Annotated in this window: 16 protein-coding genes; 4 read left to right on the forward strand and 12 right to left on the reverse strand. The window is 31.6% G+C overall.

Annotated features, from left to right (window positions below; genetic code table 11):
- Nucleotides 1–82 precede the first annotated feature (82 nt).
- The 7 genes from K5V07_RS04845 to K5V07_RS04875 all read right to left on the reverse strand — a co-directional run bounded on the left by K5V07_RS04845 (nucleotide 83) and on the right by K5V07_RS04875 (nucleotide 7,775).
- Nucleotides 83–1,414 carry a serine hydrolase gene (locus K5V07_RS04845; protein WP_221916605.1) on the reverse strand — a complete coding sequence of 444 codons (1,332 nt, stop codon included), beginning with the start codon at nucleotides 1,412–1,414 and terminating at the stop codon, nucleotides 83–85.
- The gene (locus K5V07_RS04850; RefSeq protein ID WP_221916606.1) at nucleotides 1,404–1,853 is read right to left on the reverse strand and encodes a MarR family winged helix-turn-helix transcriptional regulator; all 450 of its coding nucleotides are present in this window, start codon (nucleotides 1,851–1,853) and stop codon (nucleotides 1,404–1,406) included. The genes K5V07_RS04845 and K5V07_RS04850 overlap by 11 nt, the downstream gene beginning before the upstream one ends.
- Before the next feature lie 807 nt (nucleotides 1,854–2,660).
- On the reverse strand, nucleotides 2,661–3,197 hold the full coding sequence (locus K5V07_RS04855; RefSeq protein ID WP_221918142.1) for an SCO family protein: 537 nt from the start codon (nucleotides 3,195–3,197) through the stop codon (nucleotides 2,661–2,663).
- 81 nt (nucleotides 3,198–3,278) lie between these two features.
- Nucleotides 3,279–3,872 carry a toxin-antitoxin system YwqK family antitoxin gene (locus K5V07_RS04860; RefSeq protein WP_221916607.1) on the reverse strand — a complete coding sequence of 198 codons (594 nt, stop codon included), beginning with the start codon at nucleotides 3,870–3,872 and terminating at the stop codon, nucleotides 3,279–3,281.
- Nucleotides 3,872–4,651 carry a YHYH protein gene (locus K5V07_RS04865; protein ID WP_221916608.1) on the reverse strand — a complete coding sequence of 260 codons (780 nt, stop codon included), beginning with the start codon at nucleotides 4,649–4,651 and terminating at the stop codon, nucleotides 3,872–3,874. The genes K5V07_RS04860 and K5V07_RS04865 overlap by 1 nt, the downstream gene beginning before the upstream one ends.
- Before the next feature lie 751 nt (nucleotides 4,652–5,402).
- Nucleotides 5,403–6,920, reverse strand: coding sequence for a glycosyltransferase family 39 protein (locus K5V07_RS04870; protein ID WP_221916609.1), 1,518 nt, complete (start codon nucleotides 6,918–6,920; stop codon nucleotides 5,403–5,405).
- 291 nt (nucleotides 6,921–7,211) lie between these two features.
- Complete coding sequence (locus K5V07_RS04875) at nucleotides 7,212–7,775, reverse strand: hypothetical protein (protein WP_221916610.1); 564 nt, start codon at nucleotides 7,773–7,775, stop codon at nucleotides 7,212–7,214.
- A gap of 121 nt (nucleotides 7,776–7,896) precedes the next feature.
- Here K5V07_RS04875 and K5V07_RS04880 point away from each other — a divergent pair, with 121 nt between their 5' ends.
- Entirely contained in the window at nucleotides 7,897–8,676 is a 780-nt protein-coding gene (locus tag K5V07_RS04880) for a transposase (protein ID WP_255577676.1), read from the forward strand.
- Nucleotides 8,677–8,691: 15 nt separating this feature from the next.
- Nucleotides 8,692–8,829 carry a hypothetical protein gene (locus K5V07_RS14975; protein ID WP_255577677.1) on the forward strand — a complete coding sequence of 46 codons (138 nt, stop codon included), beginning with the start codon at nucleotides 8,692–8,694 and terminating at the stop codon, nucleotides 8,827–8,829.
- A gap of 209 nt (nucleotides 8,830–9,038) precedes the next feature.
- Here the strand turns inward: K5V07_RS14975 and K5V07_RS04885 are convergent, their stop codons facing one another.
- The 3 genes from K5V07_RS04885 to K5V07_RS04895 form a co-directional block, all read right to left on the reverse strand.
- On the reverse strand, nucleotides 9,039–9,593 hold the full coding sequence (locus tag K5V07_RS04885; protein WP_221916611.1) for a hypothetical protein: 555 nt from the start codon (nucleotides 9,591–9,593) through the stop codon (nucleotides 9,039–9,041).
- Nucleotides 9,594–9,787: 194 nt separating this feature from the next.
- Nucleotides 9,788–10,351 (reverse strand): hypothetical protein, encoded by a 564-nt coding sequence (locus K5V07_RS04890; protein WP_221916612.1) that lies wholly within the window; start codon nucleotides 10,349–10,351, stop codon nucleotides 9,788–9,790.
- 158 nt (nucleotides 10,352–10,509) lie between these two features.
- A complete protein-coding gene (locus tag K5V07_RS04895) occupies nucleotides 10,510–11,577 on the reverse strand; it encodes a serine hydrolase (protein ID WP_221916613.1) in 1,068 nt (355 codons plus the stop codon).
- Between the two features lie 227 nt (nucleotides 11,578–11,804).
- Between K5V07_RS04895 and K5V07_RS14980 the strand changes: the two genes are divergently transcribed.
- Together K5V07_RS14980 and K5V07_RS14985 are read left to right on the forward strand one after the other, a co-directional pair.
- Nucleotides 11,805–12,692, forward strand: coding sequence for a transposase (locus K5V07_RS14980; protein WP_255577679.1), 888 nt, complete (start codon nucleotides 11,805–11,807; stop codon nucleotides 12,690–12,692).
- 3 nt (nucleotides 12,693–12,695) lie between these two features.
- Nucleotides 12,696–13,454: a transposase gene (locus tag K5V07_RS14985; protein ID WP_255577680.1), complete on the forward strand. Its 759-nt coding sequence runs from the start codon at nucleotides 12,696–12,698 to the stop codon at nucleotides 13,452–13,454.
- A 94-nt stretch (nucleotides 13,455–13,548) separates the two neighbouring features.
- Here K5V07_RS14985 and K5V07_RS04905 read toward each other — a convergent pair whose 3' ends face one another.
- The gene (locus tag K5V07_RS04905) at nucleotides 13,549–14,448 is read right to left on the reverse strand and encodes a nucleoside 2-deoxyribosyltransferase (RefSeq protein ID WP_221916614.1); all 900 of its coding nucleotides are present in this window, start codon (nucleotides 14,446–14,448) and stop codon (nucleotides 13,549–13,551) included.
- Between the two features lie 188 nt (nucleotides 14,449–14,636).
- Nucleotides 14,637–15,431, reverse strand: a complete 795-nt coding sequence (locus K5V07_RS04910) for a hypothetical protein (protein ID WP_221916615.1) — start codon at nucleotides 15,429–15,431, stop codon at nucleotides 14,637–14,639.
- Between the last annotated feature and the right edge of the window lie 228 nt (nucleotides 15,432–15,659).

Genomic DNA, 15,659 nt, shown 5'->3' on the forward strand with positions numbered 1-15,659 from the left:
CTAAAATACGATTTCTTTTCTTCCAAAATTTATAATGTTTGGTCAACAAAAATCACATTAACGATGTTGTCGCATATACTAGTTATTGCTGTTTGTTTTTCGTGAAAATTTCATTTATGCCTCCTTTTGTGACCACAATCGAATTGTAATTGCCATTTTTGTCTGCTAAAAATTCAACTGTTCTATCATTGTCATCTGATCTAAAAAATTTTGTTTTTGATTCAGGGATAAGTTCAAGTTCCATACTGTTGTAATAGAGTTTGGTGCCCATTTTTATGATTTGAATTGTTCCAAATTTCCCTTTGTACTGATCATAAATGGATGGGTTTACCTTTATTTTTTTGTGTTTGTATGGCATTGTAACTTCTTTTTTAAAAACCAGTGCCGAAAGTCCGTAGGCAATGATATGTGAAAGAGATTCATTATTGGAAAGCACAGTGACCAAAAGGCGATCTTTTGTAAACCGATTGAAGGATGTTATGGCTCCAAAAAAGCCTCCATCATGCGCAATCAGTTCATGACCGTGATTGTAAAATGGATTGATTACAAAACCATATCCCCAATTTTGTGTATTATAAGGTGTGAACATTAGTTGTTTCATTTTTTCGGATAAAAGGGTTGTGCCATAAAGCGCTTTGTCCCAAAGAGCCAAATCTTCAACAGTTGCGTACACACCATCATGACCATAGTTGATGTCCCAATTGATATAAGGGTTACTAACATAGTGATTGTGCTCTTTGATATAATTTTTAGCTTTTTTAGGAATCAATGCGTCATTAGTAATTACACCTGAGTTGTACATACCTGCTTTTTCAAATACATGTTTTTGAAGATAGGTGCTGTACTTTTCGCCAGAAACTGATTCTATAATTTTAGCTAACAAATAATAGCCAATATTACTGTAGGCTGTGTTTGTGCCGGGTTCAAATTCATAGGGCATTTTTTTAATTTCGTTGTAGGCTGAATCACCAGACATGGTACTTGTTGCAATGTTTTTGAAACCCATGGCTAGTCCAGACGAATGGGACAACAGCATGTGTATGGTAACCTGATCTGCTTTGGGGTAATCAGGAATGAAACGACTTAGAGGATCATTCAGAGATAATTTTCCTTCCTGCACCAATTGAAGGATTGCCGCCGCAGTAAATTGTTTAGTAACCGATGCCAATTGAAATTTAGTGTCAATCGTATTTTTAATCTTTTGTTCGTAATCAGCAAAACCATAGGCTTTTTTGAAGAGTACAGTATCGTTTTTTGATACTAAAACAGTACCGCTAAATTGATTGATATCATGTTGTGCTTGCATGTATTTTTCAATAGCTGCGGATGTGTTTTTTTGACAAAGAAGAACCGTTGGCAAAATTGTGAATAGGAGTACTGCGAGACTTACACTAGTTTGATTTCTATTTTTCATGATCCGTTTTACAGTTGATAAGTACTTTAGTTAATAGTTGGTCCAGAAGAATTATTTCATTTTCAGACAATTCGGCTAGAGCATCTGTTCTGTTTTTTTGTATAGTGGGAGTGAGTAAAGCAATGGTTTCAATTCCTTTTTTTGTGATTTCAAGATTAAATTTGCGTCTGTCAGTCTCATGAATTTTCCGACTGATATAGTCCTTTTTCACCATCAAATCAATAATTCTTGTTACAGAAGCATTGTCTTTAAAAATCATTTCTGCTACTTCTTTTTGGGAATACTGAGGATTTTTGTGAAGAATTATGAGCACCAAACATTGGTCAACGGTGATATCATGTACAATGGAGCTTATATTTTTTTGAGCCATTTTTCGGTATTCTTTTATTGTTTGCTCTAAGGTGTAAAGTACCGTGCCTGTGGGATTTGTATTTTTCATTTTTTATTATTTGATACAAATATAATTGATATATCAATTAAAAATACATTTTTAATGAAAAGTATTTTTTTTAAATTTTAAAGAGGTTTGCGCCCTTATGTTATTATAATGAGGTGATTGGCTGGTTTGAAACGTGTTCTGAAACAGTTAGCAATTGTAAGTTGGAGTAGGCTGTCCCAATCGAAAACTTAGCTTTGGAAAACTTGCAAAACATTATTTCGTCTAGTTTAAGTTTTATGCGGCACTTCTTTTTTCGCATCAAGTCCTAAGAGCTTGCTTTGTAATAATCGAGTAAGTGTTAACAGGGCCAATAGCGCATAAATAAACGCAAACGAAAGAGTTAGTTTGGTTTGTTTTACAACATAGAATGATAGCGGTGGTCGAATTTGTAAAGTATGCATTCCGATTAAATGGGACACTCTCAAGTAACAAACATCTTTGCTCCAACTAATGATGAACCAATTTGAATTATCATTAAATGCACCAGTGCTATGGTTTAATCGTGACCCCATTGCAAAAGCTTCAAATGATAAAATAACGAAAATAAGAATGTCCAATCAAATAGCCCAAAATAGTAGTCAGGTAAAGAATATATAAATTTAGGAAATACTAAATTTGAACTTAAATATTTTTTTCTGTTATTAAAAAAATATCACGCTAAAAGCTGTTTGGGAATAAATTAAGCCCATTCCCTATATTTGTCATCCGAGTGATAAGGAATAAATAAAGTAAATCATTACAAATATAAAACCAACTTTACATTAATTTTTACACCTTAGTTTATTATAATCTTTGAGGATAGAGATATTATTTTTCATCATTTTTTAATGTTATAATATCATCAATCAATTGCTCCATTTCTAGTTGTAGTGTCCCGTTGTAAATACCTCTAATTCTTTTATTTTTGTCGACTAAAATAAAATGTTCTGTATGCAAAAACTCTGAACTGTCTTTACTAAAACCAATATCTTCTTCGGCAAAATACGATTGACGTGCCAGACTATATATTGTTGCTTTTTTTCCCGTAAGGAAGTGCCAGTTTTTATTAGTAATTCCATAATTCGATTTAAATTTCTTTAATACACTTGGGTTGTCAATCCATGGAGTTACAGAATAGGATAAGAAAACGATGTCTTTATTATCTTGTAAACTATCTGAGACTATTTTTAAATTCTTAGTCATTGCTGGACAAATACTTCCGCAACTTGTAAAAATAAAATTTGCTACATGAATTTTATTTTTAAAAACATTTTGATTTATTACGATGCTATCTTGATTTAGAAACGAAAAATTAGCAATAGTATGACTTATATTCCTTTTAATTGCTACTTTGTTTTTAAAAATATAGGTGTAAAATTAGGCTCATTGTAATAAGGCAACGCAATGGAATTATCTTCCTTCTTAGAACAACTGAAGAGAATTAAACTACTTACTATTAAAAATACTATCCGATACATTTTTACAATTTTTAGTTCCTAATAAACCATATCTTTTACCGTTAATTATAACATAATTTGCTTTAATCTTTCCGTTTTCATAATACAATTGTTGACTACCATTCTCTTGACCATCTTTATAATGAAAATCTTTAAGTAATAATCCATTGCTATTCCATTCTTTAAATTCATTGGTATATTCATCATTAGATACTGAAAATTCAAATTTTCTCTTCCCATTTTCCCACCAACCTTTATGAACACCTTCCTTTTTTCCATCAATATACAAACGTTCTTCTGCTAGTTGTTTGTTAGCGTACCATTTTTTGGTGATGCCTTCTTCTAAACCATTTAAATAGGGTTTAATAAAAGCCGTATCTCCTTGTTTATATAAAGAGTATTGGATTCCAGAAAATTTTTTATTGTTAAAGTAAATAGTATCCTGATGCATTTGAAATAAATAATTTGAAGCATCTTTGTAAACTAATGGAACTTTTTTTAATGGTTTAGAAAAAACAATTTTCTTCTCTTCATTTTTACAAGAAAAGAAGAAAATTATTGTAAAGAGTACAATTTTTTTCATTATTGCGTAACTGTTCCAGGTGTACCATAAAATCCGTTGCCATTTATGTACGGAGCAGTATTCGAAATATGATAATGATACATTCCAGAAGGAAAATCAACAGTAGCATGTGTATGACCATGATAAACATCAAGATTAGAAGGGTCTGTATTGTTTTCTTCTTTAGGACCATAGACAGGAAATCCATCTAATAAGAAACCCAATAAACCCCATTTAGTTGCACCAGATTTGACCGTTGTTAAATAGTAAGGTTCAACATGGTAATGGTACATACCTGATGCTTGTGGATGCCCCCAAGCTTGGTCAAAACCATTTACTTCTCCACCCAGCGAAACACCTCCAGCAGCATATTGATTAAAAAAAGGAACGCCATCTAGCGCCACACCCATAACACCCATTGGTGTGGCGCTATGTGTTGTTGCTACTTTAGGATTTAAAGGTATTTTTAAGGTAATTGTTTGTGCAGTAATATTATTTGGAGCCCTGATAAATGCGCCACCAGTAAACGATGGACTAGTTGCAGATGGAGTGAAGGCTTCATACAAAGAATTAGTATTAGTCCAATAAGCACTTTTGTGGTTTGGTTGATCACTGGTTTTAATGGTAATAAAAGTACCATCAGAAGTAATACTTGTAGCTCCATATATTTTTGAATAAACAGATGGAATTGCAGTTGATTGCGTAGTGGGTGTAGGTGTATCATCATCTTTAGAACAACTAAAAATGGTTAAGGCAATTGTTAAAATACTTACAGTAAAAAAATGCTTTTTTGATTTCATACTATTTAATTTATTAATTTGACTTTCCTTTTTTGAAATGGTTTAACGATTTCGTAATCAATACTTCAATTCAACGCTGCTATTTATTTTCTTGTTATCCAAATATACTACTTTATTAATTATTTGCTGAATAAACATTTTAGCTTTTTTAATTAGCAAAAGATTTTTCATAATATGTTCGATAGCAGATTTACCTTTGCTGTTTTAATGGATATTTGCAATGATTTAAATAAATGCATTCCAAATAAAAAAATCTGAACGGAATTTTTTTATATTATAAAAGTAAAGTCAGTCTGTGAAAAAACTTCCGTTTGCTTGTGAGTAAATATTGCAAATAAAGTCACACAAAAAACAGGAATTATTTGTTATAAATTTAAAGGTTTTTTCGTTAAAACTCCTTTAAAAGTGAGCCGTTTTATGATGCTTTACTTTAATTACCATTTATAAAAAATGCTTAAAGCCAGAGACATTTGCGCTGCAAGTTGGTTTGTTTTGGTTCCGTTGATGAATTTCATACTTAAATGTACAAAAAAACAGCAATGAGTTATACAAATTATTTGAACGATTTTTAACACAATAAAATTAACCGTATAAATAGAGGTTATTAGACAGTCTGACGTTTCGAGGCTTTGCTGGGTTGCGAACTTCATAACCGATTATTTTCTGTTAAAGATAAAAATTCTTGCGAAACGTGAACTAACTACAAAATTAGCAATCTTGCAAAACCGCTGTCAGCGGATAGTTCCTTTATTTATTCAAATATTCTACGTTTAAATAATTCTTTCATTTTTTCAAAATTCTGTTTTGGCTTTTTGCAAATATATATTCTCTGATACAATTCTTCTTCGTTGTCCGCATAAGGATTATAAATGCTTTTCACAAGAGTTATTTCTTCAAAATAAGGATTAAAAAAATCTCCAACTTGATAACTTAATGCAATTATCGTTTTTGGCATTACTTCATTAGGTGACCAACTATAAAAACTTCCGTGATAAGAAAATGTTTTTGGCAAATTATATTCTTTACCTAATAGATTAACTGCTCCTGCTTGACCATAATGTTTTCCCCAAATTAGGCAGTTATGTTTTTCCTTTACGGGCAAACTGTCATAAACTTTTTTCAGTTCAGTCATTGTTACTTTCCACTTTTCTTTCGTATAATATTCATCATATTTCACAGCATATTTTCCACCATCAATATCTTTCTTTTCATATTTGTAAATGGATTGCAAATAATGATTTAAAGTATAAACTGGCATTCCGAATGGAATTAATATTGAACCTAAAAACAACAGAATGCTAATAGGAAATATAATCCATTTATGGTTTTGAATTATGTTTTGTTCCCAAAATATTGCTCCAAAAGGTAAGATTGTTAAAATTATTGGGAAAAAATAATATGATTTTCCGTTACAGAATACCAATAAAAAAAACGATAAAATAATTGAAAATCCTAATACTTTATAGAGTTCGGTTTTGTTAGATTTGAACATATAAACTATTGCAGGAAAAATCAAAATAAGCGAAATTGGATTGGTTGCAAGAATCAAATTTTTCAAATTATCTAATCTCGAAAGTTTATCTAATTGCGTTTCGTATAATCTGCTAAACATTTGTAGTGCAGGAAAACTATTTACATATTGCCAATAAATATTTGGAAGAATTACTAAAAAAGCAATTACAACATGTAATCCGATATTCTGCTTAAATAATCTTTCTCTAGTTTTATTAAAAAAGAATAATGACGATAATCCAAAAATAAAAAATAAAACATCATACTTGAATAAAAAACCAATTACTGAAATAATGGCTAAATAGGTTACATATTTTTTGTTAAGATATTTTGTATAACGAACTAATTGGTAAAAACCCAAAACCCAAAAAAGTTGCCCAAAAACAACAGGTTGAAAAAGTTGTTGCGAACGCCCAAATGCTGGTGCAATAATTATACATAATAAAGTTAAAAATAGTGCTTTGTTTTTTCCGCCTAATTCTAAAGTGATTTTTGCAACATAAATAATTATTAAAATGCTAGATATATGAGAAAATAAATGATGAATATATAAAGAATTAGAATTAAAAAGATTTTGAATATAGGCTAAAACTCCAATTAATGGAGGGAATTCCATATAACCAAATGCCAAATGATTTCCTGTTTCGATATGTAATAATTCATCGCCTTGAAAACCTGAATGATAATCAGCAATTAGATGAAGTGATAATTTTATTATGCAAAAAAATACAATTATTAGTTTATTCTGTTTTGTCATTAGATTCTATTTTTTAGCGTCGCTCGGGCATTTCCGCTAATGTCATTCTGTAAAAAAAAAAACTAAAATCAACCTCTTGATAAATACATATTTGAGTTTATTCTTTGGTAAACCTTCGAATATTTTCTAGATTTGAAGAGGTTTTTTCACAGCCTTACGTCCCGCTACTACAGCGGGTTTGGGACTAAATTAAGCCCTATTTTCGGATTTGCCAAATCATTCAAATACAAAACCATTTTTCCCATTAAGCCTAATGCCCAAATCCGTTGTAGTAGCTGTTAGCTGTAGCCATTATCGGTATTCATATTTTACAATTTCCAAACGGAACTCCTTGAGTAATTTGTTGTAATTTTCAAGATTTTTTTTATCACTGTCGTAAACATCAATAACTAGGGTTGAATCAGTTTTAATCGCACCAAAATTCTTTCCAGCATTTCCAGGAAAATCTTCTTTAATCTTACTTTTAATAAGCTGTGATAAGTAAATATAAATTGCTTTTTTCTGTTTGTCGGCTAATTTTATTTCTTTGATTATATACGGTTGTTGAAATTCTGGCTTTCCATATAACTCTCCAATTTTACTACAATCTACTTTTGTTCTTTTATAATTTGCGTAGAATTGCTTGTCTTCTTTAGAGAATATTTCAAAACTTTCTTTATGTCCGCCCCATTCTCCACATTCATCAAAATTCGCGTAAAGAATTAATCTCGTTTTCGACCCAGACGCACCAAGATCGGCTGGTCGAAAAAAATCTACATTGTCATTTTGGTTTAGTTTTACAGTACCATCTTTTTCCGTTTTCTTATTACAAGAAATCATCATAATTGTAAATAGTAACAAAAGGATATTTTTCATTTTAGTTTCTTGATTTGTGGATGGTTACAGCTAACGTCAGTCTGTGAAAAAACTTCGGTTTACTTACAAACAAATATAGCAAAAAAGTTGCGTAAAGACAGGATTTTTCGTATTTTTAATAATGCAACATATCCTAGGTATTTCTCGTCAACAACTGCGTTTTACAAGTTTAGAAGATACAATAAGTCCCGATAATCAGGTGCGATTTATAGATGCCTTTGTCGAATCTATAAACCTCTCTAAGCTTGGGTTTTCGGTAAAAACGCTCAAAACTGAAGGTCGCCCAAGTTTTAATAGTAAAGTGTTTCTAAAGATCTATTTATATGGGTATCTCAACAGAGTCAGAAGTGCTCGAGATCTAGAAAAGGAATGTTCGAGAAACATGGAAATGCAATGGCTTTTAGAAGCTATTATTCCAAATTACCACAGCATATCCGATTTTAGAAGAAACAATCCTATTGCCTTGAAAAAGCTATTCAAGCTCTATGTTCTTTTTTTAAAAGATGCCGATTTGATAGGTTGCGAAACCATTGCTATCGATGGTACCAAAAGCCGAGCCCACAATAGCAAGAAAGCCAATTTCAATCAAAAGAAAATCGACAAACATGTAGATTATATTGAAGTAAAAACCCAAGAATACTTAGATGCTTTGGAAGAAAATGACGCCAAAGATAACTCCGCTATAATTCATGCCTTGCCGGCAGGCAGGCAAAATATCCAAAAAAAGATAGACCACAGCATCCACAAAGAACACTATGATCGAATGCACCAAAAACTGACTCAAAACGCACGCTATGCCAAGCAAATGGTGCGAGTGAGAAGTAAAACCGTAGAGCCAGTAATAGGAACATTGGTCAATTTTACCAATATGAAATGCGAAGCATTCACGAACACCATTTAAAATCAATAAAAACTTGTGAGTAATCGCGTAAACACAAGAGGAATCAAGCAAGCCAACAAACACGTTTTAATGGCAGCATTGACCTATAATCGTAAGAAATACTTGAAGTTTATCACCAAAAAAACAAAAACAAAAGCCAGAGTTGTAAGTTAAATATAAGCAAAAGCACCAACTTCTCTAAAAACAGCTTTCATTGACTTGAATGCCGACTTTTTAAGGCTTTTTATTTTTACAAACTACAACCTAAAACCAAAAATAAACCTCGCTTAAAAATCCTTAAACGAGGTTGTTTTTTATCCTTATCTTGAAATTTTACTTTTTTTAGAGAGTTGCGCAACAGCTACGTGTGTTGTGTGCTGTTTTTATTTTGAAATTGAATTTGACTTGAATGAATTTATTATTGGTGCCATTCGACCTATAAGTTTATCTTTGTACGCTAGGTTTGTCCACGACATTATTTGATAAAGATTTTTTTCGTCCTCTAGAATAGCGTATCTGTAAAACACCTCTTTTCCTTCTTCTAAATGCTTACCGCTCATTGAGAAAACAATAGCATTACACGAATTTATTTTGGTAAAACCATAATCGGAGGTTTCAAAATTGTCTGTAATTTCATCAAAATGATTAGTAATTACTTTGTAATACCCAAACAAGCTCGGAGATACTTTATGAACGCCCATTTTTATTCCATTTTGAAAACCTTCTTTTGTTTCTTCTAGCACGATAAAATGCAAATCTTCTTTGGATTTTCGAAACTGAACTTTAGCTAATTCATTCATTTCATTAGTTCTTTCAAAATCTGAAGGAGCTTCTATTGAGTAATTTTCTGTAAAGATTCTTTCATTTTTATTTTCGTTTTTGTTACACGAGAAAATAGAAATTAAAAATGTCAATAAGATAAATTTTTTTAAGTGCATTTAGTTTATATTTTTTTACTTGTCAATTTAGCAGTTCTGTTCCTCTAAAATAGCACACAACGTTCTGGTAATACAGCGGGTTTGGGTTCTAAATCAAGATTTATTTTTCGGTTATCGCTAAACTGCCAAAAACAAAACCATTTTTCCCATTAAGCCAAATGCCCAAATCCGTTGTAGTAGCTGTTGTATGCTGTTTACTTACGTCCAATAGTTTTATGTCTCCAAACTTCATACAGATAACAATCTGCGTGATGTTCTTCGGGATTGTTTTTAATGAGTTCTATTTGAACTTTTTTTGCTTTATCGTAATCTGTAATTAGTCCGTATTGATTTAGTTCTTGAGGTAAAAATGTTTCATTAAAACCGCCACAATTTGTTAGTGCACTAATATCTCCATCCTTTTCTATCAAATCATAACCTATAAAATCATATTCAGAATTCAAATTAGCATTCTCGCTTTTTGGTTCTTTAATTACAGCTAATAAATTAAAATATTTTAGGTCTTTTACTTTTTCCAAAACGTAATCAAGAGAATTAAAAAAAACTGTCACCACATTTTGGTCAGTTACAATATATTTCCATTCAGTTTCAGAATCAAAATCTGGGGTGAAGGACAAATCATTTAAAATTCCATCTAAAGAAACTAATTCTTTCAGATGAAAAATTTTAGACCATTCCAAATATTCTTGCCAACTGAATCCTGAATTATATTCTGAATCGTATGTATTTCTTGCAGTAAATAAAATTTCTCTTTCCATTCAGGTTCTCATAAATAGCATACAACGTCCCGGCGCTTGGCGAGGTTGCGAACTTCGGAACCGATTATTTTCTGTTAAAGATAAAATTTCTTGCGAGAAATAAACGTGAATTTACTACAAAATTCGCAATCTTGCCAAACGCCTGTTAGCAAATGTTATTATTTTTTCTTTTTAATTACTAAATTGTAAATTGCCTCTGATATTTCGTAAACATTATTCGTATTCTGATTAGTCAAGATTATTATAGTAATATTTTCCAAATTAAACCTTCTTGCAATACATTTAAAATTTCCAAAACTTCCATCGTGAGTATGTTCTGTAACTGAAATTTCTCTTGATGTTATTTGTTTTGTAGTATATAGTTTTCCAAAAGGACTTTGCATGGATTTATCGGATAAAATATTTGCAGTTTTACCGAGAAATAATTTTGATTTTTCACTTATTAAAGAATTTTCATCAATTCTCTTAAACCAATCGTACAAACCATAAGAATTACTAACAAACAAAAATGGAATTTCTAATTTAAAATTGTCAGGAACAAATTCATTATTAAATGATACTGCTAAATTGTCCTTTTCTATATATGGATATTGTGTTTTTATGTTAATATTTTCGGAGTTAAAAAGGAAAATTTTCGAGTATTCATTAAATGTTTTGCCACTTACATTTTCTACAATTTTCATTAGTAAAAGGGGACTATAATTGGTGTACAAATAATCAGTTCCAGGTTTATAAATTAAGTTTGGAATATTTAAAAGATCATTAAAAATATCTTTAGTGGTGATAATTTTATCTTGTGGATATTTTTTGGTTTGAATATCTGGTAGCCCAGCTGAATATTGCAGTAAATATTTTATTGATATATCTTTAGACCACGAAGGCAATCCAGGAATATATTTGTCGATATTGTCTTCTACGTTGATTAACCCTTTTTCGCTTAATTGCATTATTGCTACAGCTGGAAACTCTTTGTAAATTGAACCGATTAAAAATTTAGATTCTTTATTCAATTTTATTTTTCGATTTGGTTCCGCAAAACCAAATGATTTTTCATATAAAACTTCACTATTTTGAATAACTAATACATTACCATTTATGGTGTTATTTTGGTTATTATTCGTTAATAACGAATCAATTTGCCTAAGTAATTCTTGATTCGTTTGGCTTATTCCTTTTGCGCCCAAAAGTAAAGTAATTATGATTGCGATTTTAGATATTATTTTCATTTGTAAAGTTTCTTGGTAATATAATATTTGCTAACGTTCACTCGCTACAAGCAGTTTGGGATTAAATTAAGCCTTATTTTCGGATTTGCCAAATCTTCCAAATACAAAACCAATTTCAAATTAAGCCTAAAACCCAAATTGCTTGTAGCGTGTGTGCTTGTTGCACAACTCGAACAAATATATCAAAAAAAACTTGCAAAAAAGTAAAAGAAATTGTATTTTTAACTATGCAAGGAAGAAAAGAACTCACACCAAAAATGCTCTATCAAGTTCATTTACAGGACCTGATTCCTGAGCATAATTTTTATCGATTGCTTGATACAGCTATTGATTTTCATTTTTTATATAAAGCTACTGCAAAGTATTATGGAGACGAAGGACAGGAGAGCATTGATCCCGTTGTGTTTTTCAAAATCTGTTTGGTTGGCTATTTAAACAACATAAATTCGGACAGGAAACTCATCGAATATTGCTCAAATTGTTTAGATGTTCGCCTTTTTATTCGGTATGACATTGACGAAGCATTGCCTTGGCACAGCACCATTAGTCGCACGCGTCAGTTATATGGTGAAGAAGTGTTTTTAAGTTTGTTTAAAGCCGTTTTAAAGCTGTGTGTTTCTAAAGGTATGATTCGCGGCAAGCGTCAAGCCGTGGGCAGTGTTTTTATCAAAGCCAATGCCTCTATGGATAGTTTGGTAGAGAAAGAAGTATTGGAAGATGCCAGTGCCTTTGTAGATGAATTAGAAGAAAACAGCGAATTTAAAACTACCAGCACCAGAAAGAAATTAGTAGAACAACACCACAATTGGAAAAAAGAAGCTTATAAGAGCCAACCCAATCCCAACTTCAACCTTGATAAAGTAGATGAACACGGCAATTCAATACGTCCGAGATTTGTATCGAATCATACGCATTATTCTCCCACAGATTCTGATGCTAGGGTAAGTGTAAAACCAGGCAAAGCAAGGCAGTTAAACTATTTTGGACAAATAGCTGTAGACGATGCGCATCATGTAATAACTGGAGCCTGTTCTGATTTTGCAGACAAACGCGATAGTCAAATCGACGAAGGAGATTCATCGAATACCTATGAAAATAAAATCATAATGAGATAATGCGTGCAAAAAATAGTAGAATTAACAGAGGAAAATCTAAATGAAAATGGCATTGAATTAGAAGAACTTTTAGCCGATGGAGGTTACAGTAGTGGAGAAGCTTTAAAGTATTTGAACCAAAAAAACATCGATGCCTATATTCCAAACTTCGGACAGTACAAACCCGAGCGAGAAGGTTTTATTTTCAACAAAGAACTGAACCAATATGAATGTATCAAAGAAGGTTCCAACAAAGCCATTTTACTCTTTAAAGGCGAAAAGAACGATAGCAAAAGCTACACCAAATACAGTTATCGAAGTAGTGAGCGCGATTGCAAAAACTGTCCACTACGAGAACAATGCTGCGGAAAAAGCACTAAGTATAAAAAGATAGACCACAGCATCCACAAAGAACACTATGATCGAATGCACCAAAAACTGACTCAAAACGCACGCTATGCCAAGCAAATGGTGCGAGTGAGAAGTAAAACCGTAGAACCAGTAATAGGAACATTGGTCAATTTCACCAATATGAAGCGCCTAAACACACGAGGAATCAAGCAAGCCAACAAACACGTTTTAATGGCAGCATTAACCTATAATCTCAAGAAATACTTGAAGTTTATCACCAAAAAAACAAAAACAAAAGCCGGAGTTGTAAGTGAAATACAAGCAAAAGTACCAACTTCTCTAAAAATAGCTTTCATAGACTTGAAAACCGACTTTTTAAGGCATTTTATTTTTACAAACTACAACCTAAAACCAAAAATAAACCTCGCTTAAAAATCCTTAAACGAGGTTGTTTTTTACGCTTATCTTGAAATTTTACTTTTTTAAGAGAGTTGCGCAACAGCTACGGCTGTTGGCGGTAGTTTTTTTACATATTTATATTTTCTAAAAACTTTTTCAAGTTCTTTTCGACTGTACTTTTACCCGAGATTGAATCTTCATAAAATAAAGTTCTGAATCCTGAAATGTCAAATGGCAGTTTCTCTCTTTTTTTTCTTTCACAAAGCAGTATTGTAGGTTTATTTATTGCATGTGCATATCCGACTTCATAATATACATTAGCATTGTCAGGAGTTATTTCTGCAATTATAAGTGATGAATTCACAATTGATCTTATAACGTCTGCAATAATTGGTGTAGTTGTATAAAATTCATCAGCTCTTTCTACTTCTAAACCAAAATTTTCACAAACTGGTTTGATGACTTCTTTATATAGTTGGTTATATTCTTCAGTAAACTGCATCACAATAAAGGCTTTTGGTTTCATTGTATTGACCTGCATATTGGATATTACAATTTCAGATTCGCCTGATAAATAAAACTTAATTTGTCCTCTTTTAACGTCTTGGATTGATTCGGTAATTTTAATTCCATTTACGAATAATGTTATAACAGAACCATTTACTTCAACAGTATAATTGTAAATATTTTCAGGAATGTATGTCTCATAAAATCCAGCTCCTTCTGGATTCTCATAACGTTGATTGTCTTTATCATATTTCGTTACGCCAAATAATACACCCATTGTATTCATTCCAATGTTTATACTTCCGCCTTTTTCAGAGGATAGAACAAGTTGTGCTAATGCTAATTTGTCTTTAGTTTGTACTGAGAAATTTATTTTACCATTTTCAAATTCAATGTTACTACTAACTATTGAAATGTAATTGAATTCAGTCCCATCTTCTCTTTTTCCTTTTTGTGGAATATATATAATTTTTCCATCTTCAAATTTTGCATTTCCAACTGTAACTAACCAATTTTCCATTTTCTTAATTGTTTATTTGATTTATAAAAAAGGGTTCTATAAAATTACCGCCAACGTTTCGCGCATAACCGTCAGTTGCGAAAATAGGAGCAGAGTATTTTCTGCCACGTGAGACAAACTTAGCGAAAATAATGTTTCAATTTACCTAAAAGCCAGTAATTGCGGTTATGCGCTGTTGTGAGCAGTGCCTATTCAATCTTTGGCACACCAAATATGCCACCAATCAAACTGCCAATACTGCGAGAAATATTTCCATCATTTTCAGCGTCAACTTTTGCCCACGCAGCGAGTTGCTTTCCGCACCACTTTATTAATACTGCAAACGTTGATGACCATCTTTCTTTTAAATCCTTATTAGTCATTCTTGGTAAGTTCTCTTTTATATATTCAAGTTCAATCAAAGAAGTATTTAAATCTTGGAATTTTTCGGATGAAGTATCTTCAATTTCATTTAGTTGTTTTTCAACGAAGGTTTGCTGTTCTTTAATTAGTTCAATGACTTTCAGCTGCTTGGCCATAGACAAGGGAAAATAATCCATCTCTGAATTTCCGCCGACAAAATCTATTATTTCAGCAGAATAAGATTCTATGAATGTGTCCTTGAAAAAGTCTAAAGGATCTTTCAAATTAACCAACTCAACTAAGTTGTTTTTCCACACTTCCATATTTCTTTCAAGCTCTTCTAACATTTTCTGGTCGTAAGCATGTCGCGCTGTCTTTTTGGTTTTACTAGATGCTATGTCGTTGGGATAATAGTTATAAGATAGGTAATCAACCACTGGGTTAAATACTATAGTAAAAAACGACGTGCTTTCTTTTAATGAATATCGTATCGTTATTTCTTTCGTATGCGCTCCATTTAAAGTGACTTTTGATTCTGTTGAGTCTATTTCTAAAACATCTCTGTAGTCAGCAAGCAAGCGGTTGAATGAATTTAAAGATTTAATTAGACTAATCGGCAGATATTTCGTAATTGATTTCATATTATATGTTTAGTTCAATCTTTATGTTTAGTTTGGCATTGCTCACAACTAGTATAAATGCGAAACAAACTTTCGTGTATACACCCAAATTTAGGTAGATTGGCGAAGGTTTGTTTCGCTTTTTTGTTTTATCAAATATAGTAAATTTCTCTTATAAATTGTTTAGTTGATTTTTTAATAATTACAACCTTTTCTTATGTATTTAATTGTTTTCGGTATTTACTTGGA

Source organism: Flavobacterium sp. CHNK8 (genome assembly GCF_019774515.1).
Taxonomy (GTDB): Bacteria; Bacteroidota; Bacteroidia; order Flavobacteriales; family Flavobacteriaceae; genus Flavobacterium; species Flavobacterium tiangeerense.

Bases quoted from the DNA above. Each gene is read 5' to 3' on its own strand.
- K5V07_RS04845 (WP_221916605.1), bottom strand. From the start codon at position 1,414: ATGAAAAATAGAAATCAAACTAGTGTAAGTCTCGCAGTACTCCTATTC.
- K5V07_RS04850 (WP_221916606.1), bottom strand. From the start codon at position 1,853: ATGAAAAATACAAATCCCACAGGCACGGTACTTTACACCTTAGAGCAA.
- K5V07_RS04860 (WP_221916607.1), bottom strand. From the start codon at position 3,872: ATGAAAAAAATTGTACTCTTTACAATAATTTTCTTCTTTTCTTGTAAA.
- K5V07_RS04865 (WP_221916608.1), bottom strand. From the start codon at position 4,651: ATGAAATCAAAAAAGCATTTTTTTACTGTAAGTATTTTAACAATTGCC.
- K5V07_RS04870 (WP_221916609.1), bottom strand. From the start codon at position 6,920: ATGACAAAACAGAATAAACTAATAATTGTATTTTTTTGCATAATAAAA.
- K5V07_RS04875 (WP_221916610.1), bottom strand. From the start codon at position 7,775: ATGAAAAATATCCTTTTGTTACTATTTACAATTATGATGATTTCTTGT.
- K5V07_RS04880 (WP_255577676.1), top strand. From the start codon at position 7,897: ATGCAACATATCCTAGGTATTTCTCGTCAACAACTGCGTTTTACAAGT.
- K5V07_RS04885 (WP_221916611.1), bottom strand. From the start codon at position 9,593: ATGCACTTAAAAAAATTTATCTTATTGACATTTTTAATTTCTATTTTC.
- K5V07_RS04890 (WP_221916612.1), bottom strand. From the start codon at position 10,351: ATGGAAAGAGAAATTTTATTTACTGCAAGAAATACATACGATTCAGAA.
- K5V07_RS04895 (WP_221916613.1), bottom strand. From the start codon at position 11,577: ATGAAAATAATATCTAAAATCGCAATCATAATTACTTTACTTTTGGGC.
- K5V07_RS14980 (WP_255577679.1), top strand. From the start codon at position 11,805: ATGCAAGGAAGAAAAGAACTCACACCAAAAATGCTCTATCAAGTTCAT.
- K5V07_RS04905 (WP_221916614.1), bottom strand. From the start codon at position 14,448: ATGGAAAATTGGTTAGTTACAGTTGGAAATGCAAAATTTGAAGATGGA.
- K5V07_RS04910 (WP_221916615.1), bottom strand. From the start codon at position 15,431: ATGAAATCAATTACGAAATATCTGCCGATTAGTCTAATTAAATCTTTA.